Here is a 24,455-nt window from a genome sequence, read left to right as displayed (position 1 = left end):
ATTATTTGTTCTAGGGTCCGGTTTTACCCCCCCTTGAAAAAGGGGGGTAAGGGGGGATTTGTCTTTCAACCACATCAAAAATCACCTGCATAACTTCGTCTATTTCTTGTAAAACCTGTCTGTTATCAAATCTCAATACCAATAAGCCCATTGCCGCCAGCACCTGATCTCTTTCCTTATCATTGAGCTGATGCACCGCTTCAAAGTGCTGAGATCCATCCAGCTCAATCACTAGACTGGCTGCTGCAGAGTAAAAATCCACAATAAAACCCGCCAAAGGCTTCTGCCGATAAAACTGCATACCCCAAACCTGTTTGTGGCGTAGCCTTGACCAAAGCAATTGTTCTGCATCAGTCATATGCTTGCGCAGCTCTTGGGAAAAAGGTTTCAGACCTGATTTGTATGGTTGCAAAATCCCCCCTAGCCCCCCTTTGAAAAAGGGGGGCAAGGGGGGATTTGCCTTTCAACTGCAATTCTAAGCCCCTCCAAAAGATATCATTAAGCTTCATCACCAAGGCAGGCTAGCCCTTTATAATCACCCTACCGCTCATCCTCCGCCCCCTTCTGGAATACTATGAATCTTCGCCCCCTAAATCTGTTTGAGATGCCATTAGCTGGGCCGCATATGATCGAGGCCAGCGCGGGGACGGGGAAGACTTGGACGATTACGGGTTTATATACAAGGCTGGTGATTGAGCACGGCTTAAAAGTGCCAGAGATTCTGGTGGTGACCTTTACCGAAGCAGCCACCGCCGAGCTGCGCGATCGCATCCGTGGGCGGCTCGCCGAGGTGTTGGAATCTTTCGAGGGGGAAGAGGCGCTTGATCCGTTTTGTGAGCAGCTGCTCATTCAACACGCAGACCGGCGAACCGAGGTGATGCGCCGTTTGCAGCGCGCCATTGCCAGTCTGGACGAGGCGGCGATTCATACCATTCACGCTTTTTGCCAGCGGGTGCTCATCCAATCCGCCTTTGAAAGCGGCGCTGATTTTGGTATGGAGATTCTCAGCGATACCGGCCCGGTGCTGGATGAAATTGCCGCAGATTTTTGGCGCGAGCAGGTCTACCCCGCCGACGCGATTTACACCGAATACCTACTTAAAAGCAAAGCCAGCCCAGAGGAATGGCTGCGGGTGGTCTACGGCCATTTAGGCCAGCCACTACTGCATACCGTGGAGCTGGGAGTCGCTGCCGATACTGCAGAATTAAGCGCCGCCCTGCCTGCTGCTTTTGAAAACTACCGCCAGCTTTGGAACGAGCATTCAGCAGTCATTAAGGAAATGTTGCTGGGGCTGTCTGCCAGCAAGGCCTTAAAGCAAACCAGCTATAAGCCAGAGCAATTAGAAAAAATCTTTTTGCTGATCGATGACCATATCGCGGGCAATGGTGGCTGGCAGGATATCGACAGCAAGGAGCTGGTGAAGCTCAGCAGCAGTAAGCTCATCAGCGGCACCGCCAAGGGCAAAACGCCGCCCGAGCATGGTTTCTTTGAGGCAGTGGAATTACTGGCCAGCTTAATTAATGATCTGAGCACAGCTTGCGAATTGCGGCAAAAACAAGGCTTGGCCGAGCTGCGCCGCCGCTGCGATATCGAGCTACCCGAGCGCCTAGCCCGCCGTCAGCAATTATCCTTTAACGATCTTTTGCTGCGCGTGTGGCAAGGCCTGACTGCGGAAGGCGGCGAGCGCTTAGCCATAGCCATGCGCCGCCGCTACAAGGCCGCGCTGATTGATGAGTTTCAGGATACCGACGGCATTCAGTACGATATTTTCTCGCGCGTGTTTGCGGATGGCAGCACGCCGCTGTTTTTGGTGGGGGACCCAAAGCAGGCGATTTATAGCTTTCGCGGCGCGGATATTCACGCCTATCACCAAGCCGAAGCCTTGGTGGATGCCAAAGAAAGCTTGGATACCAATCAGCGCTCGGTGCCCGCTTTAGTGACCGCCGTAAATACCCTGTTTGAGCGGCCTAGCGAGGCTTTTGTTGATCCGCATGTCAGCTTTAGCGCCGTTAAAGCGGCGAGTAAACCTCGGCCAGAATTGATTGTTGATGGCGAGAATGAGGCGCCTGCTGATGATGAAGGAAAGAGCGCCCCTTTTCGCTTCCAATTTTTGCCTGAGCCCGAAGGCGTCTCAGAAAAAGGCGTGCAAATCAGCTGGCCTAAAGAAACCGCCAATCATCTGGCCGCCCAAATCACCGCACAAGAGATTGAAAGGCTGCTGCGTTTGGCTGGGGAAGGCAAAGCCAAGCTGGCGGGGGCAGATAAAGAGCGGCCACTCTCGGGCGGCGATATGGCCGTGCTGGTGCCTGATCGTTTTCGGGCGAAAGCCATGCAGGATGCGCTCACCCAGCTGGGCGTGCCGAGCGTGCTGCGGGTAAGAGATAGCGTTTGGGAGTCGCAAGAGGCTGTCGAGCTTTATACCGTGCTGGCTGCCATTAGCGAGCCAGCCAAGCAAGGGCTGGTGCGTGCCGCGCTGATTAGCACCCTGCTAGGCAACAATGCCGCCACCCTGCTGCGCCTAGAAATCAACGGCTGGGACCAGATTGCGGACGCCTTTGCCCACTGGAAAAAACTCTGGCAAACGCAGGGTTTAATCCCGATGTTTAGAGAGTGGCTGGAATACCAGGGGTTGGATGGGCGCAATGTGGCGCAGCGCTTACTTTCTTTGAGCGATGGCGAGCGGCGGCTAACTAATCTATTACAGCTAGCCGAGCTATTGCAAGCGCACAAAGCCACCGGCCTAGAGCAACACTTGGCATGGTTTAGCCGCCAGAATAAAAACGCAGGCGATGAAGCCTTATTGCGCCTAGAAAGCGATGAAGACCGCGTGCGCATCGTTACCCTGCACGCCAGCAAGGGCCTTGAATATCCCATCGTGTTCTGCCCGTTTTTATGGGATGGCCGCCTGCTGGGCAAGCACACCGAGGCGGTGCGCTATCATCAAAACGACAAAGCATGGCTGGATTTAGGCAGCGATGATTTTGATGAGCATAAAGACAGCGCCAAACGGGAAGCCTTTGAAGAAAAGCTGCGCCTACTTTACGTGGGCCTGACCCGAGCGAGGAATCGCTGCTATATCGCGTGGGGCAATATCGGCCTGAAAGATGGCCGAGGCTATGCAATTAGCGACGGCCTATCGCAATCGGCCATGGCTTGGCTGCTGCACCCACTCGCTGGGGAGCATGGTGATGTATTGGAAGCGCAAAAAGAACATCTAAAAGCTTACGATCATGAGACCCTGCTGGGTGAAATTACGGCGATGTGTGAGCAACAGCCAGAAGTCTTTGCCCTACACGATGCGCCTAGCGCTAGCGGGCCCGGCCTTAAAACGGCCCCTTCCGAGCCACTTGTGTTTAAGCCCTACCTTGGAAAAAAGCTCTATCCCACATGGCGGGTTGCCAGCTTTTCTGGCATGACCGCGCACAATCATTCCGAAGGGCCAGATAGAGATAGCGCCAGCAATGCGCCGGAAGCCGATTCATCCGCAGCCCCCGGCAGATCCATATTCAGCTTTCCGGAAAGAGAGGCCGCCGCCACCGTGGCCGGTACTTGTCTACACGCTATTTTAGAAGAATGGGATTGGCAAGATGCAGATACGCTACTCGCCACCACCGCCAAAGCCCTAGAGCACCACGGTATTCCAGAGCATTGGCTAGATGTGGTCAGCCAGATGGTGCAAGACACCGTTTCTGCGCGGCTCGATGGCAAGGCGCTGACCTTAGCCAGCATCCCGCCCACAGCCCGCGTGGCAGAAATGGAATTCACCTATAGCGTAAGCCACTGCCAGCCCGAGCGCCTGATTGCCGCGCTGCAACATCCATCGCTGCCTATCGAGTTTCGCGCAGCCGCCAGCACGCTGGATTTCTTCCATATCAACGGCTTTTTAAGAGGCTTTATCGATCTGGTGTTTGAATACGAAAACGCCTTCTACGTGCTCGATTACAAAAGCAATTGGCTAGGCAATAACGTGGCCGACTACGCCCCCGCTAAACTCATCCCCGCCATGGCTCAGCACCACTATTATCTGCAATACCTGATCTATTCAGCGGCAGTGCGCCGCTTCCTGCGCCAGCGCTTGCCTAGCTTTACTGACGATCAATTCGGCGGCGTGTACTACCTGTTTATGCGCGGGCTGGGCAAACAAGACGGACAAAACGGCGTGTACTTCAGCAGACCAAGCATGGAATTGCTGGATGATATTGAAGTAGCTTTGATGGGGGTGGCGGCAAAAACCTAAGATCGTCGCCACAGAGAACACAGAGTTTAAAAGCAGAGCGCGGAGCAATAAATGCCAACATCATTATTTGAAAGTATTGTTTTATGGAAAAATGTAAATGAAACTACAGCAATAAAATATTGCTGCCTGAAAGATATTTCACTTAATAAATTCGCAGTCCAAAGTGCTGACTTTTTTCATTTACCAGTTGATGAAAACCAACTAAAAAAATCAGAAAAACAGTTTATAGAGCTATTTATCGAAACAAACCCCTTAAATCGTTGCGATTGGTTTTTCACTCTAAATGAAGCAGTCAATCAATTTGATAATGATTTTTCTTAAAACTCTTAAAAGTTATAGACGCAGAGTGTGCAACGACGCTTTATCTTGCCTACCCTACAATATTTTATGAACTCACTTATCGCTCATAACAAAACCCAAATCTTTAACCAAGGAGAAAAGGGAGAACTCGGAGGGGCACTGAGAAAAAATAAGGAATTAGCTGATTAGCAAAATACTTCAGTTAGCCTTGATAGAGAGCTAAACCTTGAACCACAGAGTAAAACGAGAACACAGAGGCCACAGAGAAATCCATAGAATTTATCGTTTTCTCTGTGAAACTCTGTGTCCTCTGTGCTCTCTGTGGTTCAAGATTTAACAATCTCAAACAAAACAAAATACTTAATAAAAAGACCCCATGATTTCATTCAACCGCCCTATCGTGATGCTGGATTTTGAAACCACCGGCATCAGCCATTCCGACCGCATCACCGAAGTGGCTGCGCTGCGGATTGTTGACGGGCAGATTACTGATCGCTTTGTATCCTTAGTGAATTGCGGTGTGCGTATTCCCTACTTTATTACCCAGCTCACCGGCATCAGCCAGGCAATGGTGAACAAGGCACCGCCTGCCAGCGAGGTGGTTCCGGCGCTGATCGAATTTATCGGCAGCGATGCGCTGTCGGCGCACAACGCCAGCTTTGACGCGAAGTTTCTATTGGCCGAAAGCCAGCGCATTAATCTATTACCGCAATACCAAGGATTACATTGCACGCTTAAACTATCCCGCCGTTTATTCCCCGGCATGAGCAACTACAAACTCGCAACCTTGGCGGCAAGCTTAGGCATACGCTTTCAAGGCACCGCCCACAGAGCCGAAGCCGATGCAGAAGTCTCGGCGTATTTGCTGATCCATATTGCCAAACACTTAGCAAAAACCTGCCAAATGCAGCAGATTGATTTGGACCTGCTGGATAAAATCAGCAAAACCGTCGCCGCAAAAGTGCCAGATTTACTCAACAAACAACTTGGGTATGCAAAATGAGCTAAATCTTGAACCACAGAGTAAAAGGAGGACACAGAGGCCCACAGAGAAAACCAACTCTTTTGGGGTTTCTCTGTGAAACTCTGTGCTCTCGGTGTTCTCTGTGGTTCAAGGTTTAGCGCTCTACCCTTTAAATTGATAGTCATTAGGGTGGGCAAGCTGCCGACGCATCGCCATTCGCCGCGTGGGCACAATAAAACCGTGTGCCCACTCTACATTTTTTTTAGGCGTTTCGCTTTAAGAGCCCCCCATGCCAGACTTTGCCTTTGAATTAAGCCGTAGTTTTGAACGCCTTTGCGGGCCGCAATCGGATGAGCTGAAAGCCACCCTCGCCAAGCTTTGCGCGGCGCTGGCGGCGGGGCATAGTTGTATTAAAACTGCGCCGCTCAGCAGCCCCTTAATCGGCAAGCCGGGTGAGTTTAAGCCGCTTACTCAGGACAAAGACCGGCTCTATCTCACCCGCTATTGGTGGTATGAATCGCAGCTGGCCAAGCGCCTGCGCCAATTGGCAGGGGAAAAATGTGATGTGGATCTGGCCAAGTTAGCCACGCTGCTAAATGAGCTATTTCCTGCATCCAGCATTCAGCCAGATTTGCAAAAAGTAGCAGCAGCGGCAGCGGTGATGCAAAAGCTGACGGTGATTTCCGGCGGGCCCGGCACGGGTAAAACCACCACCGTGCTGCGTATTCTGGCCGCTTTGCAAATCATGGAAGGCAACACGCTGAGCATTAAAATGGCAGCGCCCACTGGTAAGGCGGCAGCCAGAATGAGTGAATCGGTGCGGGAAAGAAAATCTAGCCTAGCGGTCACGCCCGAAACGCTGGCTGTCATCCCCGAAACCGCTTCAACTCTGCACCGCTTACTGGGGCCGCGACCCGATGGCAGTTTCAAGCACCATGCTGCTAATCCGCTAGCGCTGGATGTGCTGGTGGTCGATGAAGCTTCGATGATCGACTTGGCCTTGATGGCGCAACTGGTAGAAGCCCTGCCCGCGCATGCCCGGCTGATTTTGCTGGGAGACAAAGATCAGCTGGATGCAGTGGATGCCGGTGCGGTATTTGCCGAACTGTGTAGCTTAAAATCGCCCAGCGCCGATTTTATTCAGGCGCTCAAAACGGCTACTGGGGTGGAAATTGCAAGCAGCAAAGCCCCAGCTAGCAGCGTGGGTAATGCCGTGATGAATTTAGAACACAGCCACCGCTTTGCCGCAGGCGGCGGTATTGGCAAGCTAGCGAATTTGGTGAATTCGGGCGACGCCAAGGGCGCATTGGCGCTCTTGCAGCCGGATGATTTATTTGCCGAGACAGAAACAGAGCTCGGCTGGCAGCCCAATAGCAAAACACTGCTCACCCGCTGCGATCAAGGCTACGCGGCTTACTGGCAGGCCGTACTGGCTGGCGATGTGGACGCGGCTTTTATCGCCTTCGATACCTTCCGCGTGCTGACGGCCTTACGCGAAGGCCATGCGGGAGTGATGGGGGTGAATCAGCAGTTAGAAGCGCACTGGCAGGCTAAAAATTTCATCCCCGAAAACAGCCTCTGGTACGCAGGCCGTCCTGTGTTAATCACCCAAAATGATTATGGCGTGCAGCTGTATAACGGCGATATCGGCCTGACTTTTATTGAAAACGGCGCACCCCGCGTGGCTTTTAAAGGCGAGGGCAACACCCTGCGCTGGTTCAGCCCCGCCCGCCTGCCCGCCCACGAAACCGCACTGGCCTTAACGGTGCACAAAAGCCAAGGCTCGGAATTTGACGAAGTGATTTTATTACTCCCCGATCAGTCGCACGAACTGCTCAGCCGCAGCCTGATCTACACCGGCCTCACCCGTGCCAAGAAAAAAGTAGAGATTTGGGGAAGTAATGACGTGCTGAGCAAAGCTATTGCTAAGCAATCTATTCGGCAGAGTGGGCTGGCGGCGGCGTTGAGGTAGAGTAGATTTGTGAGGCAGTGAAACAAACCCAAATCTTGAACCACGGAGATACGGAAAACACAGGGTTACACGAAAAAAACAGGTTCTGAATTAAGGCGCTTGAATAGGTTTTAAATATTTTCAAACCCAGCGAACTAGATTTTTATCACTGTCCGTGGCACGGGGCTTTAAAGCTCCCCTTGAAACACGCCGGAGTGAGGAACAAGCGGGGCGGGGTTTCGGCAAGGGAGCGAGGCAGCGAGCCAATCCCGCCCGCCGCCGACTCGATTGTCCACAGCGCAGGAGCCTTCGTGTTTCGTGGGGTGGCCTTCTTTCGCTTCCTTTCTTGGCCACACAAGAAAGGAAGGTCCCGCGGGACGCCCGCACCTAAATCAACGTGCCGAAGGCACTAAAAAAGTCTTTTTGACTTTGCCCCTCCTTACAATCTCTTACCCCGGCATTCCATCCACAAAGCACAGCAACTCACCCGGCTGCATTTTGGTCCATGTTTCATTGTCAGTTAGCGGCTGGGTAGCAATAACGGCGACCCGGTCATTTTGTGTGGTGACTTGCGAAAAATCGACACTCACATCGGTGTCATTCAAATGCGCCAGCGTAAATGGCGCTTTGCGTACCAAATAGTGCAGATCGGTGCTGCAATGGGCAAATAAGGCTCTGCCATCAGAAAGTAAAAAATTAAATGTGCCAACCGCCATCAGGGGCTTTGCCAACTCTGCCAAAGCTTGTTTCAAAACCAGCAAAGGTGGGCAGCTGTCAAAACGCTGACTTAGCTCGGATAAAATCCAGCAAAACGCGTGCTCGCTATCGGTGCTGCCTACGGGCAGAAAACGGCTACCGGCTAGATCTGGCCGCTCCGGCAAATTGCCATTATGCACAAAAATCCAGTAACGCCCCCACAGCTCACGGCGAAACGGGTGAGTATTAGCTAGGCTGATCTGCCCCTGCGTGGCTTTGCGGATATGGGCAATCACATTGGTCGATTTAATCGGGTAGGCGCGTACCAGATCAGCAATCGGCGAGCTGGCCGAAGGCAGATAATCCAGAAACATCCGGCAGCCATCGCCTTCAAAAAAAGCAATTCCCCAGCCATCTGCATGATGGTCAGTCAAGCCACCACGGCGGCGAAAGCCTTCGAAAGAAAACATAATATCGGTCGGCACATTGCAATTCATACCGAGTAGTTGGCACATAGGGCGATCCTTACTAGTACATTGCCGAGGAAGTTACCCCCTCAAAAAAACCTCAAACCTGTAGACACAGAGATCAGCGAGAGCACAGATCTTTTTGCCGTGAGGGGGTTTTCTAGCCTCTTAAAACAAAAAACGCCCAAGCGGGCGTTTTTCAAGGACAGATGTAAAACTTAATCTATCGTGCTTGAGCCCGCGCCATGGCTAAAGCCACAATCTACCATCACCACTTCACCGGTCATACCGGATGACAGCGAGGATAAAAGGAAGGCAGTTACATTGCCCACTTCTTCTTGCGTCACATTGCGCTTCATTGGTGTGCCTTCGGCCGCTTTTTTCAGCAGTGTGCTGAAATTAGCAATACCGGCAGCAGCCAGTGTTTTGATCGGGCCAGCAGAAACCGCATTCACACGAATAGCGCGATCCGGGCCAAGTGCAGCGGCCATATAACGGACATTGGCTTCCAGCGATGCCTTAGCCAAACCCATTACATTGTAGTTAGGAATCGCACGCTCTGCGCCAAGGTAAGTCATGGTGACAAGAGACGCGCCTTCGCTCAGCATTGGGCGGGCGGCTTTGGCCAGCGCCGCAAAGCTGTAAGAGCTGATGTCATGCGCAATCTGGAATGATTCGCGCGTTACGGCATCAAGGTAATCACCTTTCAGGGCTTCGCGTGGAGCAAAACCAATCGAGTGAACCAAGCCATCGAGCTTATCCCAGTGCTTGCCAAGCTCTACAAATACTTCGGCAATCTGCTCATCACTTGCTACATCACAGGGCAGAACCAAATCAGTATCGAAATCTTTCGCCAGATCGATAACGCGCTGGCGTAAGTTTTCACTTACATAAGTGAAGGCCAAGATTGCACCTTCACGTTTGGCAGCCTGAGCAATGCCGTAGGCAATAGAGCGGTCTGATAAAAGACCTGTGATCAAGATTTTTTTGCCGGCGAGAAAGCCCATACAAACACCTTTAATATATGTAATTAAGACATAGAGGGCGGATTATAAACGAATCCGCGCCTAGATACGCCAAACTTGTCAATGACAACGATCAATACCCTCTCTCCCTGCTCATCAGCGCCTTATAAACTTGCCTTAAGCAGAAAGAAAAAAGCTTGCTTATACCGCATAGGGTAAATCAAGAATTTCGAGTTTAGGCCCGTCTACCGCGCCCAGATGTAAACCTAGCTCTAAGCTGGCAATTTGGGCAACCACGAGGATTTCCCAGCGGCCTTGATCTGCGGGAGCGGCTAGCATTACCTTACCACTCGCTTGGCCATTCATTTCACTGCTAAATACTTCCTGCCCTGCTTCGGCATGCTCAGTTGCAATACTGGCACGATACATGCGGCGCTTAAGCTTACCCAGATATTGGGTACGCGCCACAATCTCCTGGCCCGGATAGCAGCCTTTGGTAAAGCTCACGCCACCAATCAGCTCCATATTGGCCATTTGCGCGACAAAAGCATCGCTAGTTGCTGAGGTAATCCATGGGCTGCCTGCACGAATATCGCTTAAACGCCAAAGTGATTCAGCCACTGGCAATACACCGCTTGCAGCTAATTGTTGCCAAAGTGCCAAAGCCGCATCGCTTGCAATCGCTAATTGGTAACGTTTGCCCGGCAATGCAATCACCGTGCAGTGCTCTTTATGTAGCGTTGCAAAATCACCTTCTGGTAAATCGCCCAACACTGCTGATAATTTTTCAGCGGCTAAAGGGCCTGCCACGCCGAGTAAAAGCAAATCGCTACTGACATCCCGTGCCTTCGTTTTAGAGCGCATCACAAACATAGAAAGGCGCTTTTGGATCGCCTCTTGCAGCTCAGCAGCAATTTGCAAGCAGTAATCATCACCGCGGCGAAACACCAGAAAGCTAGCCAGCATCCGGCCCTTGGGCGTGGAATAGCTGGAGTACTGCGCCGCATTTTCACCCAAAGCGCGAATATCGCTAGAAAGCTGGCCTTGTAAAAAAGGCTCGGTTTCTTCCCCGCTAAAGGCAATGATGCCAAAACCAGCAAGCGGGCTCATTACAGTGGCGGTGGCTAATGCTTGCATCTCGCTCGTGCCATCACCCAGTTCGCCCTGCGCCAAAAGATCTGTCCAAGCCATGATGTGCCCTGCTGTCTACTAGTAAAACGCCCATTATAATGACTTTCAGGATTAGCAAGGGAATCAGCTCAGCTTCACAGGCCGCCAAGCTCAAGCAAATAAAGCAAGAAATCATACGATTTATAGCTAGCCCAGTGCTTTTTCAAAGCAAATGGCCGCCAAAATACATAAAAAAATACGGCCACTGCATTCAAAGCAGCTGGCCGTATTGAGTCGAGCACTTAGGCTAAGTGCTCGCAAACACCTCGTGCATGGCGTGAGTGCGTCTGGTACCCCCCCATCCATGCACGTTTCTGTGTTATCAAAAAAGCGTCATTTACAGCGGTGTTTCAATCATTTCAGCGGGGCTAGGTAGTGCTCCCCCTCTGGCTGCACTGCCTGAGCTTAAAGTAGGGCTCGTTAAATTGCCGCCTATTCTAATTTGATTAGAAATCACCAACACACCCGCTTTCAAACGAGCCGAAACCGCGCCGTTTAAAGTGCTGCCACCCGTTTGCACCGAGCCCTGAGCGTTAAATTTACCTGCTTCCAGCACCATGCTTTGCAGCTGTACAGAGCGATCGCGCATCACCATCTTGCCCTTTAAGGTATCAAAGCGCGTTTGCCCGCCACGGCCCGCAGGTGTTTCGCCGGCGCGTAACTGGGCAACTAAATCCAAATTATGTACAGCGCCTTCTCGTACTAAGAAATGAGCATCAATTTCTGGATGAGCAAATAATTTTAAGTAGTCTGCTGCGCGATAATTAAACTGCGCCTCTGCATCCATGCGGCCAGAAACAAACGTTGCAGGGCTGAAGATTTTGCTCAGTGGCTCGGTATGAACCCCTTTAGCGACCAGCTGCCCTTGTAAATTCCATTCGTTTTGCTTAGTCAGCTGGGCCTTGCCACTTAAAACCCCGCCATATGATTCACCGCGAATATCATCGATCACCAAACCCTCTGGTGAGCCTTCGCCGCTCATATATAACCTTTCAAAAACGATGGGGTAGCCTAGCGGCAACTCCCAGCTCGTTGCTTGCACGGTTAGCCCCACATTATCGCCCTTGGGCTTAAGATGAACTTCAATATGCCCCTGCTTATCCGCCAGCTGCAAATCGGCCATTGCACCATTTTGGGCAAATTTCATTACCCCATCGATCGGCCCCAGCTCACCCTGATCCAGAATCACACTGGCCTTTGTCAGCAAGACATCGCCCAAAGTGATGCGATCTTGCTCAAGAGCCGCAAAGCGCTTTGGTAAGGAAAAAGCCAAGGCAGGACTTAAATGCACCCCCTCAACTTCAACATTTTTTAAGCTTTTGCCATACTTAAATAGATTAGAAAAGTTTAAAGGAATGCGAATTTGTTCGATTTTTCCTGCGCCTTCATCAATTTTTATGCCATTTAGGGCAAAAAAAGGCAAAGGTTGGTAGGTAAATTCGATGTTTTCTAGCTGAACTTTCGCCTGTAATAGCGTTGAAAGACGTTTTTCCAGCTGAGGTTTGTAGCTATTTAGCGGCAAGATCAGCGGCAGACTTACAATTAATACAAAGAATAAAAGCAAACAAAACAACAGTGTTCTTGTTTTTTTCATCATAACGTCTCGAATAATTCATACTTTGTGTTGACAGAAAGAGGATCGGATTCTACCATACGGGCCTTCATCGATTCCCTGATAGCTCAGTTGGTAGAGCGACGGACTGTTAATCCGCAGGTCCCTGGTTCGAGTCCAGGTCGGGGAGCCAAGCAATCTTACGATACTAGGCTTCGATGATAAAGTAGGTAGTAGTTGTTATTCCCTGATAGCTCAGTTGGTAGAGCGACGGACTGTTAATCCGCAGGTCCCTGGTTCGAGTCCAGGTCGGGGAGCCAATTTTTAAAGGTGCTGCTGAAAAGCAGCTTCTTTTTTCTGGGGGAATGCAATAGCGCCCCAGTCATAAAAAACCAAGTTTTATTCCCTGATAGCTCAGTTGGTAGAGCGACGGACTGTTAATCCGCAGGTCCCTGGTTCGAGTCCAGGTCGGGGAGCCAAATATTTAAAGGTGCTGCTGAAAAGCAGCTTCTTTTTTCTGAGGGAATGCACTAGCGCCTCAGTTAAAAACACCAAGTTTATTCCCTGATAGCTCAGTTGGTAGAGCGACGGACTGTTAATCCGCAGGTCCCTGGTTCGAGTCCAGGTCGGGGAGCCAGTTAAAAAAACCACAGCCTTGGCTGTGGTTTTTTTACGTCTATTTTTCGTCAGCCGTGATATTTTAAGCTTTCCCTATTTTCAAATATCACGCTCATGAACCTAAACGAATTCACTGGTCTGCAATTACTGCAAGCCATGGCCGATGGCAAACTCCCTGCGCCTTCCATTACTCAGACGATGCCCATGAGCATGGTGCATATCAGCGAAGGCTCGGTACGCTTTACAGCCCAAGCCGATGAGCGACATTTGAATCCTATGGGGGGTGTACACGGTGGCTTTGCCGCCACCGTACTTGATTCTGTTACCGCCTGCGCCGTACACAGCATGCTGGAGGCAGGGGCCAGCTACGCCACAGTCGATTTAAATGTAAAAATGGTCAAAGCCATTCCTAAAAACACCGAACTAGTGGCCGAAGGCAAGATTTTGCATATTTCCAAGGGTATTGGTGTTTCGGAAGGATCGATCAAATCAGCCGATGGCACCCTACTAGCCCATGCCACGGCCACCTGCGTGATTCGACGCTAACCAATCTATCGGCTCAATGGCAAATAACCATCAAAGCGCGTGCTTTCCCCGCCAAATACAAAATCAGGCTTCACCCCAGCCATCAGCGGTGCAATGCGGGGGCGCTTAACAATCACGCGTTTTTTGGCGATTTGCCTTGCGGGCTGCAGCAGCTCGTTGGCATCCGGATCATCGCCAATCACGGTTTGAAACGCGGCCATTTCTTTTTTAGATTTGGCGCGTTTTGTTGGATCTGGAAACATCGGGTCTAAAAACACTACATCAAATTCGGGCGCGGCCAGCGGAGGGTTAAATAAATAGGTAAACGCCTGCCCTGCCAGCAATTTAGCCAGCTCCTGATGCCCATCGCCAAACACTAAACGCATTCTGCCCACGATCTTGCCAATAGCAGCATCGGCCTGTGCGCGGCGCAAGCCATCTAGTAGCAGGGCCACGGCCACAGGTGAGCGCTCGATCAGCGTGACTTCGCAGCCTAAAGAAGCCAAAACAAAAGCATCCCGGCCAAGACCCGCTGTGGCATCGAGGATCCTAGGTACATACTCGCCTTTAATCCCCACCGCTTTGGCCACCGGCTGGCCACGGCCTCCGCCAAATTGCCGGCGATGCGCGGCGGCTCCGCCTACAAAATCGACTGCAACCGTGCCTTTTTCGCCGAGCGTCACCAGCTCTAGCCGCTCATTTTGCCAGCAAAGATAATGGGCAGCGCCCGCTGGCAACTCGCTCCAAAGCGGCAAGCCCAAAGCAGCGACTTCCTCACATATTTCAGGGCTAGCCCCTGCTTGCAACAGGCCGATCATACCCAGCCCCTCATCATAAACACGGGTCTGTATTGATACTGCGGTCTACGCGCAGCGGGGTCTTGTCGATAAAACAAACTCAGTTGTTGATACACGTCGGGATAACTCTCACGCAATAAATGGGGGGCAGCGAAGAACGTTTCGCTACACACAGCCAGACATTCTGCCGGATTTTCTGCCGCATAGAGATCAATTGTGCCAGTTTCACCCATCGCGGCCTGCCGGCTGATGGCCTGAAACGCCTTAGAAAAGACTTTTTTCCAGCGTGCATAGTTCATGCCCTGATGCAGCGGCGGGCAGCCATTGGCGCTGCCGGAACGCATATCCAGCTTATGTGCCATTTCGTGTATCACCACATTGCTGCTGGGGTGATAAGGCGCTTCAATCACATCCATCATCGATAGCAAAACTGCTCCCTGATGCCGCGCCTGCCCGGATAAAACACGCATTTCCTGATGCACAAGGCCGATTGCATCGGTATACAGATCACGGCTGATAAAGCGCCCCGGATACAGCACCACCTCCTGCCAATCATCATAAGCATCAAAGCCCAGATTAAGAATAGGCAGCGTGGCCTGCACCGCAATCAATAGGCGCAGCTCATCATCGATCTCTAAGCCATGCACTGGCGTGATGGTCTTGGTATGCAAAAACCATGCGGCATGATCCTTCAGCAGGGCCAGATCAGCCTCATTTAAGCCACGCAATAAAGGCAAGAGCAGCATCTTTTGCCACAGCACATCTTGCACGGGCTGGCTGGCCAGATAACGCCGCCGAGTACGCTGGCGCAAAAAATTAAACATAGGGCAGATCCAGCAAAGGGCATATTCAATGAGATGGGCATGGTTTTATGCAAATCAAGCGGCTTACTCTTTTGAAAAAAACTTGAATCCACAAACAGAAGAGATAAGCACACTCAGTAAACAAGCTTTAATTACTTGTGTACTCGGTAGCCTCTTTTTGCTCTGTATCTACAGCTCTTTTGTCGCTTTTACTCAGTACCAAAGTTCATCGGCTGTTTCTTATTTAGCAATGGTAAACTCTCAGCCCCGACCAAACTGACCATATTCTTATGACGCTAAAAGGGACTTCCCTGCTATTTGGCTTGGGCGCAGCATGTTTACTGGCTGCCAATTACCGAAGTAGCCCAACGGAAACACGCTTTACGCTGGCTAAGCCTGCACATACTGCCGCCAGCAACCCACAAATGGAGATGCAACGCTTACGTGCGCCCGTGCCTGCTGCGCATAGCGCCAGCATCATTGCATTGACTAATGGTGAGCGTATCGCCTTTTGGTTTGGCGGCAGCCGTGAAGGCGCCACAGACGTCAGCGTTTGGGCTTCGCGCTATCAGAACGGCCAGTGGATCAAGCCTTGGATTGTGGCAACGCCAGCACAAAGCTCCAAAGATCAGCTGCGCTATATTAAAAAAGTAGGCAACCCGGTGCCCGTGCTTGATAGTCAGGGCCGCTTGCAGCTGTTTTATGTGTCGGTATCAATGGGGGGCTGGGCCACCAGTACGCTCAATCGTATGGTCTCGACCGATGACGGCCACAGCTGGGGCCCTGCCAGCAAAATCATCACCAGCCCCTTCTTTAATTTATCCACACTGGTTCGCACCCATGCTGTTCAGCTGGAAGATGGTGGGTTCTTGCTGCCTGCATACCACGAGCTGGCCCGCAAATTTGGCGAGCTGCTGCAATTTGATAAAGACGGCAAGCTGGTCCGCAAAATCCGCATGAATGCCGAAGGTGAAAACCTGCAGCCGGGTGTTATCGCCTACAGCGCCACCGATGCCTTTGCCCTGCTCAGAAATAGCGGACCGTCCCGCCAGTTGCTATTGCAGCAAACGCATGATGGGGGCGCCAGCTGGACACCCATTCAAAATCTGAATGTAAAAAACCCCGATTCAGCGATTGCGGTAGAACGTATGCCGGACGGCAGGCTGATTATGGCGCATAACCCACGCACAGATGGCCGTAGCGAATTAGCGCTCAGCGTATCTAAAGACGGTAAGAATTGGGAAAAAATAAAAGTGATCGAAGATACCCGAGGCATGGAATTTTCCTACCCCACTCTACTGGTGAACGACGAAATCATGGATCTGGTCTACACATGGGAGCGCTCTGAAATCCGCCATGTGCGCTTTAACCGTGCTTGGCTAGATGGAGCAAAACCATGATTGCATCGCTCACAGGCTTACTACTTTGGGGCACAACAGGCGCAGCGCTGGCCCGCTCGGGCTGGAAGAAAAACCGCTTCTTAGTGGCTATTGGCGCACTCATTATCCTAAGCTCGCCATGGCTATTGGGCCTGCTGAGTTTCCCTAGCCTGGCAACAGCAGGCTTGGCCTGCGGCTTACTCTTTAAGCAAAAACTACGCCCTGCCTTGGCAGGCTGGCTACTTATCAGCGGCACGGCACTGTATTCATCGGCCTTAGGGGTTTGGGCCTTTGATATCTATGCATTGGGCTATGCACCACAAGTGTTGCTGATCTGGTGCGCCATTTCGCTAGCCCTCGCTTGGCAACAAGACCATAAAGCTTTAGCACTCGCATGGCTGCTCGCCCTAGCGCTGTTTCCGCTTGGCGTATTAGAAAGCGTCAATCTTTGGGATGCCATGCTAGACCCAATGGCGATGATTACAGGGGCTGTTGCTTTATTGCGTTGTTTGAAGAGATAAGGAAAAGGGGCCCAAGGCCCCTATAAACATCCTCAAGCTACGCCCCGCCTTACATCCCAGCTTCAACCAGCATTTCACGCGTTAGCAAGAACACAAAGCCATCGCCGCTCTCGGTTTCCAACCAAACAAACGGCAACTCTGGAAAGCTAGCCTCCAACTCGTCGCGGTTGTGGCCAATTTCTACCACCAGCACGCCCAGCGGGTTCAGGAAGCGAGTTGCTTCTTCTAAAATACGGCGGGTAATATCCAAGCCATCTTCGCCACTACCCAAAGCCATTTCCGGCTCGTGCAGATATTCTGGCGGTAGCTCTTCTACCGAATGCGCGTCTACATACGGTGGATTAGAAATAATCAGATCGTATAGCTCGCCTTCAACCGCGCTAAATAAATCCGAATCCATCAAATCAATTCGTTCGCCTAGGCTGTATTCCAGCACATTGATTTCTGCCACATCCAGCGCATCAGGCGATAAATCAAGCGCATCAATCGCCGCATCCGGGAAGGCATCGGCCATCACAATCGCAAGGCACCCCGAACCGGTACAAAGGTCCATAGCGCGGTGAATCAGCTCTGGGTATTCAATCCACGGTGTTAAGCCGCCCTCACGAATAATCTCGGCAATAAACGAGCGCGGCACAATGGTGCGCTCATCCACATAAAATTTATACTCGCCCAGCCACGCTTCCTTAGTTAAGTAAGCAGCCGGTTTGCGGGTTTCTACGCGCTCTTTTAACACCGCCAAGACTTGTGTTAATTCTTCTGGCAGTAATTTTGCGTCGTACATGGGCTCTAAACGATCTAATGGCAATTTTAACGTCGCCAAAATGAGATACGCCGCTTCATCCCAAGCGTTATCAGTGCCGTGACCATAAAAAAGCTCGGCGGCATTAAAACGACTCACCGCAAAGCGATGTAAGTCTCGAAGCGTTGATAAATGTTGTGAGGCGTGATCAAACATGGCTGTTTCTCATCAAGTTTTATATGCCGCTAGTTTAACCGATTGGCGGGCTGGCGACCTGCCCCGCGTTTTTCCAGTTGTCAGCTAGGGTATGCAGAGAGGCGGGCTTCGTGTAAATTGGAACGTTGTTCTTATTTTTCGGAAAGAAACACGCATGACATTCGCATCGCTCGGGCTGGCTCCGGAAGTGCTCAAGGCAGTCGCCGAGCAAGGTTATGAACATCCGACGCTGATTCAAGCGCAGGCCATCCCTGTCATTCTGTCCGGACGTGACGTTCTCGGTGCAGCACAAACAGGCACCGGTAAAACAGCTGCGTTTACTTTACCGATTCTCACTAAGATCGCAAAGCACGCAAACACCAGCGCGTCCCCTGCTCGCCACCCCATCCGTGTATTGATTCTTACACCGACTCGCGAGCTAGCCGATCAGGTTTCTGAAAGCGTCACCACCTATAGCAAGCACATGCCACTACGTAGTCATGTGGTATTTGGTGGCATGGATATTAAGGCGCAAATCCCTAAGCTGCGAGAAGGCGTTGAAATCCTTGTCGCAACGCCTGGGCGTTTGCTGGACCATATTCAGCAAAAGACGGTTAATTTATCCCAAGTCGAAATCTTGATTTTAGATGAAGCCGATCGCATGCTCGATATGGGTTTTATCCTCGATATTCGCAAGATTTTTGAGCTGTGTACCAGCCGCAAGCAAACATTGCTGTTTTCTGCGACCTTTGCGCCAGAAATCAAAAAGCTAGCCGAAGACTTTATGCACGACCCGGAAGTCATCGAAGTGGCGCGTCAGAATTCAGCCAATGAATCGGTCAAGCAAGAGCTGCACCCGGTAGAAAACAGCCGCAAAAAAGCCCTCGTTGCCCATCTGATCCGCACGCACAATATGAGCCAAGTGATCGTATTTTGCCGCACCAAGATTGGCGCAGAGCAATTAGGCCGCGAGCTAAAACGCGCAGGCTTTTCTGCCGAAGCCATTCATGGCGATCGCACCCAGCAATCTCGCTTAGAAACACTGGCCGCATTTAAAGATGGCACCCTTAAAGTATTGGTTGCCACCGATGTTGCGGCTCGCGGCTTAGATATTAACGAGCTGCCATTTGTGATTAACTTTGAGCTGCCCACTAATCCGGAAGACTATGTGCACCGCATTGGCCGCACTGGCCGCGCTGGCGCGACGGGTATCGCTATTTCTCTGGTGGCACCAGAAGAAGAGAAAGCTTACCTTGGCATTCAAAAAATGCTCAAACGTGATCTGCCTTTAATTCCGGTTATTGGCTTCTCCCCAGGCACTACTCCAATAGAGATCACACCCGCCCCAAGCCGTGGACGCGAACGCGCTCCAGCACGGGTCACAGCAGCAGCGCCGGTAGCAGCACTCACTCGCAATATGAACACACCGCCAAGCAGCCGTGCCCGCGCACAAAGCTACGACGATATGCCAGATGCACCATTGTCTAAACTAAAGCGCGCGCCGCAAATTGCCGCATTGTTTTTACCGCCTAAGTATCAAGTAACGCAGTAAGTATGAGCGATTTCTCCCAACGCTGGACCACACGACTTCATCAGGGTTTCCCCCTTTTAAAAGCCATGCAGGTTCAGCTCTTGGGAGATCAATCCCTGTGGCAACTGAGCGCTCCCTACGGCCCTAATCAAAACGACCATAACAGCGCATTTGGTGGCAGCATCAGCACGCTAGCCACCATTGCAGGCTGGTTGTGGGTATCTGAATTAGTAGGGCCAAATATGGAAGTGGTCATTCAAACCGGCAGCACCCACTTTTTAAGCCCCTTACAGAGCGACCTAGTGGCTAAAGTTTGCCAGCCTGACGCTAGCCACACCGCACGTTTTTTACAAACGCTGCAACGTAAAGGACGAGCCAGAATGGCGCTGGAAATCACCGTAGGTAATGCAGAGGGTAAGATTGCTGCACGTTTTAGTGCTCAATATGTAGCTGGCTGATATTTCAGATAATGAAGAAACACCGCTCAAGTTTTTAAGTGGCGAGGATCATCTTATTTTTATGAGCCGCTGTATAGGTGGCCACGGTGCAATTGCTGCAGCGGCGTATATCCATTCTGATTTATAAAAATACTGCGCTTTATTCAAGATGGTAATTTAGCCGCGGCCAGAATCATTGATCTGCAATTACGCCCGCTGATTCTGCTTCTTTTTTCCGAGCCCAATCCTGCCTTAATTAAAGCTGCATTCACAATGCACGAATTCATACACGATGAATTACGTTTATCGATGACTCCCGCGTCACCCGATAGAAAATCCCAATTAAGAATTTTAGCCATATAATGATCAAAGGAAAAACATTATTGTCTCTTCAGCGTGTTCAGATGCTTTTCACTTTAGCGCACCCCATTTCGCTTTAATTTGCTTCAGTCTGCCATTATCACTAATTATTTTATATCCCTGCTCAAACTGGCTAAGCGCCCATAAGCCTTTAGGATGCTGGATACTAAAGCCAATAAATACATCTTGTTTTGTACTTGAAAAAACCGTTTCAACCTGCCCCGTTACCCCTGCGCTTTTAGCCCAGTAAGCAGGTATTTGTATTTCATTGGCCATCACTAAAGCCGCATCTAAGCTACCACTGGCTAACTGCTTTAAATTAATTTGCTCGCTATTTCCCGCTACAAACACTACCCCGCGCTTAGGCAGGCTACTTGCGCTAGGCGGATATTCGTAGCCATGCACCACCCCAATTTTTGTACCAAGTGCTAATTCTGCTTCATTCTGAGCAGAAACTGGCCGCGATTTATTTTGAAAATAAATAGGGGTAACCGTATAAAGCGGCACAGAAGGAAACTTTACTTTTCCCTCTAATGCAGGCTCCCAAGCCATATTAAAGCAAGCAATCCCTCTTGCTTCCAACACCATATTTTTGCAACGCGTATAGGGCACTACTTTAAGCTTTGCTTCAATCCCCACTGCAGCAAATATAGCCACAATTAATTCATTACTATAGCCACTGCCATCTGCGCGGGAAAACGGTTCGGCCGCATTTTCTACCATTAAGTCAATCGATGGCCCAGCAAGGCAAGCAGTACTAAGCACTAGACAAATACCAGCATGAATTAAATACATCACTTTCTCTAATAAATTAACTCATCTAAATTTAGATGAATTCTCTGGCCAGTTTCTGCTCATTAACAACTTTGCCAGACAAGCGAGCCCCCTATCTAAGCCACTTTCACTATCTGAAACTGCGCAAACTTATTACTACTACACTGCAAATGCAATTTCGCAGTCATTAGATCGCTCATTAAATATACTCAAGACAGAACTTACTTCGGCGGCATACGTCACTTATGCTAAAATTTATTTCAATTGTTCTTGTATAGTTGCCTTATGAAAAAACAAACTGCCACACAAATTTTTGAATCTCTTTCATCAGGGATTAGGCTTGATATTTATCGTTTTCTGGTAAAGCGAGGCTTAGAGGGCATGGTTGCTGGCGAGATTGCGGCAGCGCTTGATTTACCGCCCAACAACATATCATTTCATTTAAAGGGAATGACGCATGCCGGGCTGGTTTCAGTTGAGCAAGAAGGCCGTTTTCAGCGTTATCGGGCTAATTTGCCACTGATGCTCGATTTAGTCGCCTATCTTACCGAGGAATGTTGCGCTGGACAGCCAGAACAATGTGTAGATTTACGACTTGCATCCTGCTGTCCAGAAGCCTTACTGCCTCCATTAGCAAACACAGCTCAAAAATAAAGCCGCCGTAGCGGCTGTTATTAAGCAACAGTTCCTATCTGCGGCATTACCTATATGCGTCCCAGAAGCAATAGAACGATAATAATAATGACAATTATGCCTAAACCACCACTTGGGCCATAACCCCAGCCTCTGCTGTGTGGCCAGCTTGGGATGGCACCGATTAACATCAGGATCAGTACGATCAGTAATATGGTTCCTAAACTCATGATTTTCCCCTCAAAATTTTAATTCAATCCGGCATCAAGGCCGCTGACACACCTCCCGCAGAGGCTCAATGACCGTCCTGCTGAATAAGGTGGGCATAAATCGTGGCTTTTTTCGACCTGCTGCGTTGCTCGTCGCTGCATCGCTAGATGCGGTTTCCTTGCGCCTTACCGCTCGAAATAATCCATCGATTTCTAAGCCCCCATTCAACTGGACTGACTACTCTCATCTGCGGGGTATACAACTACGAGTGCTATTGCTTAAGAAAGCTGATTAAATCTCGGCTAAGCATGTCTTTATCTGTGGCAAATAAGCCATGCGGTGCGCCCTCGTACTCAATCAACTTGGCCTGTGGAATACCCTGAGCAGCCTCTCGGCTAGATATTTCGATGGGTACTGTTTTATCATCGGTGCCATGAATAATGAGGGTGGGCACATTAAATGCACTAAGCTCATCACGAAAATCGGTGCTTGAGAATGACTTCACGCATTCAATAGTGGCTCTCAAGCTGGCTTGCATCGCAATATTCTGCATCCACTGCATAAGCTCATCGCTCACCGGCTGGGCAATGATGCCAATACCAAAGAATTTCTTAAAGAACCCGGCAAAAAACTTGGCCCGGTCTGCTTTAATATCTTCAATCATATTGTTAAACATCTCTTGCTCTTCACCGTCGGGGTTATTGCTCCTTTTCAGCATAAAGGGCAGTACCGAAGAGATCAGCGCCGTTTTCACCACAGACTTGCCCTGGTGGCGAGACATATAGCGAGCGACTTCTCCCCCTCCCATCGAAAAGCCCACCAGCGTGGCATCAACGACTCCCGTTTGCTGAATAACCGCAGCCAGATCATCCGATAAAGTGTCGTAGTCGTAGCCATTCCATGGTTGGGATGAGCGACCAAAGCCGCGGCGATCATAGCTAATAACGCGGTAGCCTGCCTCTGCAAGCACCATCGCCTGATCTTCCCAGCTAGCCGATGATAATGGCCAGCCACTCAATAAAATAACAGGCTGACCTGAGCCCCAGTCTTTAACAAAAAGTTCAGTATTATCAGGTGTTGTAATGATATTCATGACGAATAATCCTTTATTGAGGTGAAGAAACGACAGCTCAAACCTAAACACAGGAAATAATCACACTTTGCAAGCACAAACAGCCCCTCACAGGCTGCTTGCATGCAAATCTAAAAAACAACATTCAATGTGCGATTATTTAATTCGCATATCATTTTTAACTGATTTCACACCTTTCACGGTTTTAACCAGCTGCACAGCACGATCCGAAGCGGCCTGCGAGCTCACAAATCCACTCAGTTGCACAGCGCCTTTAAATGTTTCTACATTGATTTCCATCGACTTCAGAGTAGGCTCGCCAAAAATAGCCGACTTCACTTTACTGGTGATGACGCTATCGTCCAGATACTCACCCGTACCCTCTTGGGTTGGAGTAGATGAACAAGCAGCCACAGACAATAATGCGGTCGCCACAAAAAATGCTGCGAAATACTTGCCGAGGTGTTTCATGGTTAATTCTCCTAAAAAATATAAAAAGTACGAAAATATTCGATTTCAGAGCAAACGAGTTATTGCGCCATTGCAATACTGCGCAAGACTTTGCTCATAAAATTGCGTAGCTTAAGGCACCAACATTGGCTTTATTTATCAAACGCTCGCGGCTTACACACGATCTAATCTACGACGAACAAGCTCTCGATAAATACGTAGCAAGAACAGAGCGCCTAAGCTGGCACGAAAAATAACGATCAAAGAAACCGCCCCAGCCAGCGCAATAAACAAGCTGTAAAGATTAAGCCCGCTCATTCCCTCCCAACCTAAGGAGATGAACACCCAGCGGCCAATCAGGGCCCCCAACAAACCAAAAATCACATCCAGCACCATCCCTTGGCTTATCGTGTTCAGTATTTTGTTAATGATAAAACCTGTAATCAGCCCAAGCACGATCAAGGGAAAAAGTGACATCTTGTTCTCCGGTACTGGCAATGATGACAATGGCTTGCCTGGCGATTCATCAGCCAGGCAAGCCAAGGGCTAAACGAAACTATGGAAGACGTTTAGACGGAACATCTTTATTCAGTGATTCGAATTTCGTAATTTGCAACTCGGCTTCATCTTTTGTAATGCCATAGGATTCCTGGATTTGGCCGGCCAGCTTATCGCGCTTACCAGCAATCACATCCAGATGGTCATCTGTTAAATCGCCCCATTGCTCTTTCACTTTGCCTTTAAATTGCTTCCAGTTGCCTTCGACGATATCCCAATTCATATCAAGCTCCTTTGTGTTTAGGAGGCAAATAGCCTAATGCCATTTCAACCCCTTCTTAACCGTTAACACTTCGTCAGCAACATACCGCCAAGCTGTTCTTGGTGTGCAAGCGGCCAACGACAGAACCAGATTAAACAGATGCATTAGCTTGGTCAGTACGCTGCCGAACATAAGCGCATTTAATCTTTTATATTTCTTACTGTTTAAGAAATATAATCATCACACCTCAATCATTCCCCTTTCACGAAATGGCTCTTTCTCCCTTCCTCCTCATGCGTTAAAAAATGATTTTGGAATAAAAAATGGCGCTTAAGAGCGCTAGCGT

At 50.1% G+C, this 24,455-nt stretch carries 25 protein-coding genes and 4 tRNA genes; 15 read left to right on the top strand and 14 right to left on the bottom strand.

From position 1 onward, the window contains the following. Positions 1–10: 10 nt before the first annotated feature. Positions 11–412 (bottom strand): endonuclease domain-containing protein, encoded by a 402-nt coding sequence (locus VN23_RS00675; protein ID WP_062654949.1) that lies wholly within the window; start codon positions 410–412, stop codon positions 11–13. A gap of 162 nt (positions 413–574) precedes the next feature. Between VN23_RS00675 and recB the strand changes: the two genes are divergently transcribed. From recB to recD, 4 genes are all read left to right on the top strand, one after another. Then, positions 575–4,237, top strand: a complete 3,663-nt coding sequence (recB, locus tag VN23_RS00670; RefSeq protein WP_046350951.1) for an exodeoxyribonuclease V subunit beta — start codon at positions 575–577, stop codon at positions 4,235–4,237. 51 nt (positions 4,238–4,288) lie between these two features. Beyond that, a complete protein-coding gene (locus tag VN23_RS00665) occupies positions 4,289–4,558 on the top strand; it encodes a hypothetical protein (protein WP_046350950.1) in 270 nt (89 codons plus the stop codon). Between the two features lie 355 nt (positions 4,559–4,913). Then, complete coding sequence (locus VN23_RS00660; RefSeq protein WP_046350949.1) at positions 4,914–5,540, top strand: 3'-5' exonuclease; 627 nt, start codon at positions 4,914–4,916, stop codon at positions 5,538–5,540. 250 nt (positions 5,541–5,790) lie between these two features. Further along, entirely contained in the window at positions 5,791–7,473 is a 1,683-nt protein-coding gene (recD, locus tag VN23_RS00655) for an exodeoxyribonuclease V subunit alpha (RefSeq protein WP_046350948.1), read from the top strand. Positions 7,474–7,901: 428 nt separating this feature from the next. Here recD and VN23_RS00650 read toward each other — a convergent pair whose 3' ends face one another. The 4 genes from VN23_RS00650 to VN23_RS00635 form a co-directional block, all read right to left on the bottom strand. Continuing rightward, a complete protein-coding gene (locus VN23_RS00650; RefSeq protein ID WP_046350947.1) occupies positions 7,902–8,663 on the bottom strand; it encodes a class II glutamine amidotransferase in 762 nt (253 codons plus the stop codon). Positions 8,664–8,833: 170 nt separating this feature from the next. Next, a complete protein-coding gene (locus tag VN23_RS00645) occupies positions 8,834–9,622 on the bottom strand; it encodes an enoyl-ACP reductase FabI (RefSeq protein WP_046350946.1) in 789 nt (262 codons plus the stop codon). Positions 9,623–9,781: 159 nt separating this feature from the next. Beyond that, positions 9,782–10,771: a CAF17-like 4Fe-4S cluster assembly/insertion protein YgfZ gene (gene ygfZ, locus VN23_RS00640; protein ID WP_046350945.1), complete on the bottom strand. Its 990-nt coding sequence runs from the start codon at positions 10,769–10,771 to the stop codon at positions 9,782–9,784. Positions 10,772–11,087: 316 nt separating this feature from the next. Further along, positions 11,088–12,347, bottom strand: a complete 1,260-nt coding sequence (locus VN23_RS00635) for an AsmA family protein (protein ID WP_082752526.1) — start codon at positions 12,345–12,347, stop codon at positions 11,088–11,090. A gap of 72 nt (positions 12,348–12,419) precedes the next feature. Between VN23_RS00635 and VN23_RS00630 the strand changes: the two genes are divergently transcribed. From VN23_RS00630 to VN23_RS00610, 5 genes are all read left to right on the top strand, one after another. Beyond that, positions 12,420–12,495 (top strand) — tRNA-Asn (locus VN23_RS00630). A gap of 51 nt (positions 12,496–12,546) precedes the next feature. After that, positions 12,547–12,622: transfer RNA gene (locus VN23_RS00625), tRNA-Asn, on the top strand. Positions 12,623–12,705: 83 nt separating this feature from the next. Next, a tRNA-Asn gene (locus VN23_RS00620) sits at positions 12,706–12,781 on the top strand. Positions 12,782–12,863: 82 nt separating this feature from the next. After that, positions 12,864–12,939: transfer RNA gene (locus tag VN23_RS00615), tRNA-Asn, on the top strand. A 95-nt stretch (positions 12,940–13,034) separates the two neighbouring features. Beyond that, entirely contained in the window at positions 13,035–13,466 is a 432-nt protein-coding gene (locus VN23_RS00610) for a PaaI family thioesterase (protein WP_046350943.1), read from the top strand. 5 nt (positions 13,467–13,471) lie between these two features. Here the strand turns inward: VN23_RS00610 and VN23_RS00605 are convergent, their stop codons facing one another. Beyond that, positions 13,472–14,263, bottom strand: a complete 792-nt coding sequence (locus tag VN23_RS00605; RefSeq protein ID WP_052746475.1) for a class I SAM-dependent methyltransferase — start codon at positions 14,261–14,263, stop codon at positions 13,472–13,474. Next, the gene (locus tag VN23_RS00600; RefSeq protein WP_046350942.1) at positions 14,260–15,066 is read right to left on the bottom strand and encodes a zinc-dependent peptidase; all 807 of its coding nucleotides are present in this window, start codon (positions 15,064–15,066) and stop codon (positions 14,260–14,262) included. Before VN23_RS00600 ends, VN23_RS00605 begins: the two co-directional genes overlap by 4 nt. Before the next feature lie 269 nt (positions 15,067–15,335). Between VN23_RS00600 and VN23_RS00595 the strand changes: the two genes are divergently transcribed. After that, entirely contained in the window at positions 15,336–16,445 is a 1,110-nt protein-coding gene (locus tag VN23_RS00595; protein ID WP_052746474.1) for a sialidase family protein, read from the top strand. Beyond that, on the top strand, positions 16,442–16,945 hold the full coding sequence (locus VN23_RS00590) for a hypothetical protein (protein ID WP_052746473.1): 504 nt from the start codon (positions 16,442–16,444) through the stop codon (positions 16,943–16,945). Before VN23_RS00595 ends, VN23_RS00590 begins: the two co-directional genes overlap by 4 nt. A gap of 49 nt (positions 16,946–16,994) precedes the next feature. Here the strand turns inward: VN23_RS00590 and prmB are convergent, their stop codons facing one another. Beyond that, positions 16,995–17,903, bottom strand: a complete 909-nt coding sequence (gene prmB / locus VN23_RS00585) for a 50S ribosomal protein L3 N(5)-glutamine methyltransferase (protein WP_046350941.1) — start codon at positions 17,901–17,903, stop codon at positions 16,995–16,997. A 154-nt stretch (positions 17,904–18,057) separates the two neighbouring features. Between prmB and VN23_RS00580 the strand changes: the two genes are divergently transcribed. From VN23_RS00580 to VN23_RS22365, 3 genes are all read left to right on the top strand, one after another. Further along, the gene (locus VN23_RS00580) at positions 18,058–19,434 is read left to right on the top strand and encodes a DEAD/DEAH box helicase (protein WP_046350940.1); all 1,377 of its coding nucleotides are present in this window, start codon (positions 18,058–18,060) and stop codon (positions 19,432–19,434) included. Positions 19,435–19,436: 2 nt separating this feature from the next. After that, positions 19,437–19,871: a YiiD C-terminal domain-containing protein gene (locus VN23_RS00575; protein WP_052746472.1), complete on the top strand. Its 435-nt coding sequence runs from the start codon at positions 19,437–19,439 to the stop codon at positions 19,869–19,871. A gap of 123 nt (positions 19,872–19,994) precedes the next feature. Then, a complete protein-coding gene (locus VN23_RS22365; RefSeq protein ID WP_156455241.1) occupies positions 19,995–20,213 on the top strand; it encodes a dihydrodipicolinate synthase family protein in 219 nt (72 codons plus the stop codon). 48 nt (positions 20,214–20,261) lie between these two features. Here the strand turns inward: VN23_RS22365 and VN23_RS00570 are convergent, their stop codons facing one another. Further along, entirely contained in the window at positions 20,262–21,005 is a 744-nt protein-coding gene (locus VN23_RS00570) for a substrate-binding periplasmic protein (RefSeq protein ID WP_046350939.1), read from the bottom strand. Positions 21,006–21,269: 264 nt separating this feature from the next. Here VN23_RS00570 and VN23_RS00565 point away from each other — a divergent pair, with 264 nt between their 5' ends. Further along, positions 21,270–21,638, top strand: a complete 369-nt coding sequence (locus VN23_RS00565) for an ArsR/SmtB family transcription factor (RefSeq protein WP_046350938.1) — start codon at positions 21,270–21,272, stop codon at positions 21,636–21,638. A gap of 50 nt (positions 21,639–21,688) precedes the next feature. Here VN23_RS00565 and VN23_RS21220 read toward each other — a convergent pair whose 3' ends face one another. The 5 genes from VN23_RS21220 to VN23_RS00545 all read right to left on the bottom strand — a co-directional run bounded on the left by VN23_RS21220 (position 21,689) and on the right by VN23_RS00545 (position 24,130). Further along, complete coding sequence (locus VN23_RS21220) at positions 21,689–21,847, bottom strand: DUF3309 family protein (RefSeq protein WP_082752525.1); 159 nt, start codon at positions 21,845–21,847, stop codon at positions 21,689–21,691. A gap of 251 nt (positions 21,848–22,098) precedes the next feature. After that, positions 22,099–22,920: an alpha/beta fold hydrolase gene (locus tag VN23_RS00560; protein WP_046350937.1), complete on the bottom strand. Its 822-nt coding sequence runs from the start codon at positions 22,918–22,920 to the stop codon at positions 22,099–22,101. A gap of 135 nt (positions 22,921–23,055) precedes the next feature. Beyond that, positions 23,056–23,370, bottom strand: a complete 315-nt coding sequence (locus VN23_RS00555; protein ID WP_046350936.1) for a BON domain-containing protein — start codon at positions 23,368–23,370, stop codon at positions 23,056–23,058. A gap of 153 nt (positions 23,371–23,523) precedes the next feature. Further along, entirely contained in the window at positions 23,524–23,826 is a 303-nt protein-coding gene (locus VN23_RS00550) for a GlsB/YeaQ/YmgE family stress response membrane protein (RefSeq protein WP_046350935.1), read from the bottom strand. 79 nt (positions 23,827–23,905) lie between these two features. Beyond that, the gene (locus VN23_RS00545) at positions 23,906–24,130 is read right to left on the bottom strand and encodes a CsbD family protein (RefSeq protein ID WP_046350934.1); all 225 of its coding nucleotides are present in this window, start codon (positions 24,128–24,130) and stop codon (positions 23,906–23,908) included. Positions 24,131–24,455: the final 325 nt, after the last annotated feature.

This window comes from Janthinobacterium sp. B9-8, assembly GCF_000969645.2.
Taxonomy (GTDB): domain Bacteria; phylum Pseudomonadota; class Gammaproteobacteria; order Burkholderiales; family Chitinibacteraceae; genus Iodobacter.
The sequence above is the reverse complement of the archived record's forward strand: the minus strand, read 5'-3'. Positions and strand labels throughout refer to the sequence as shown.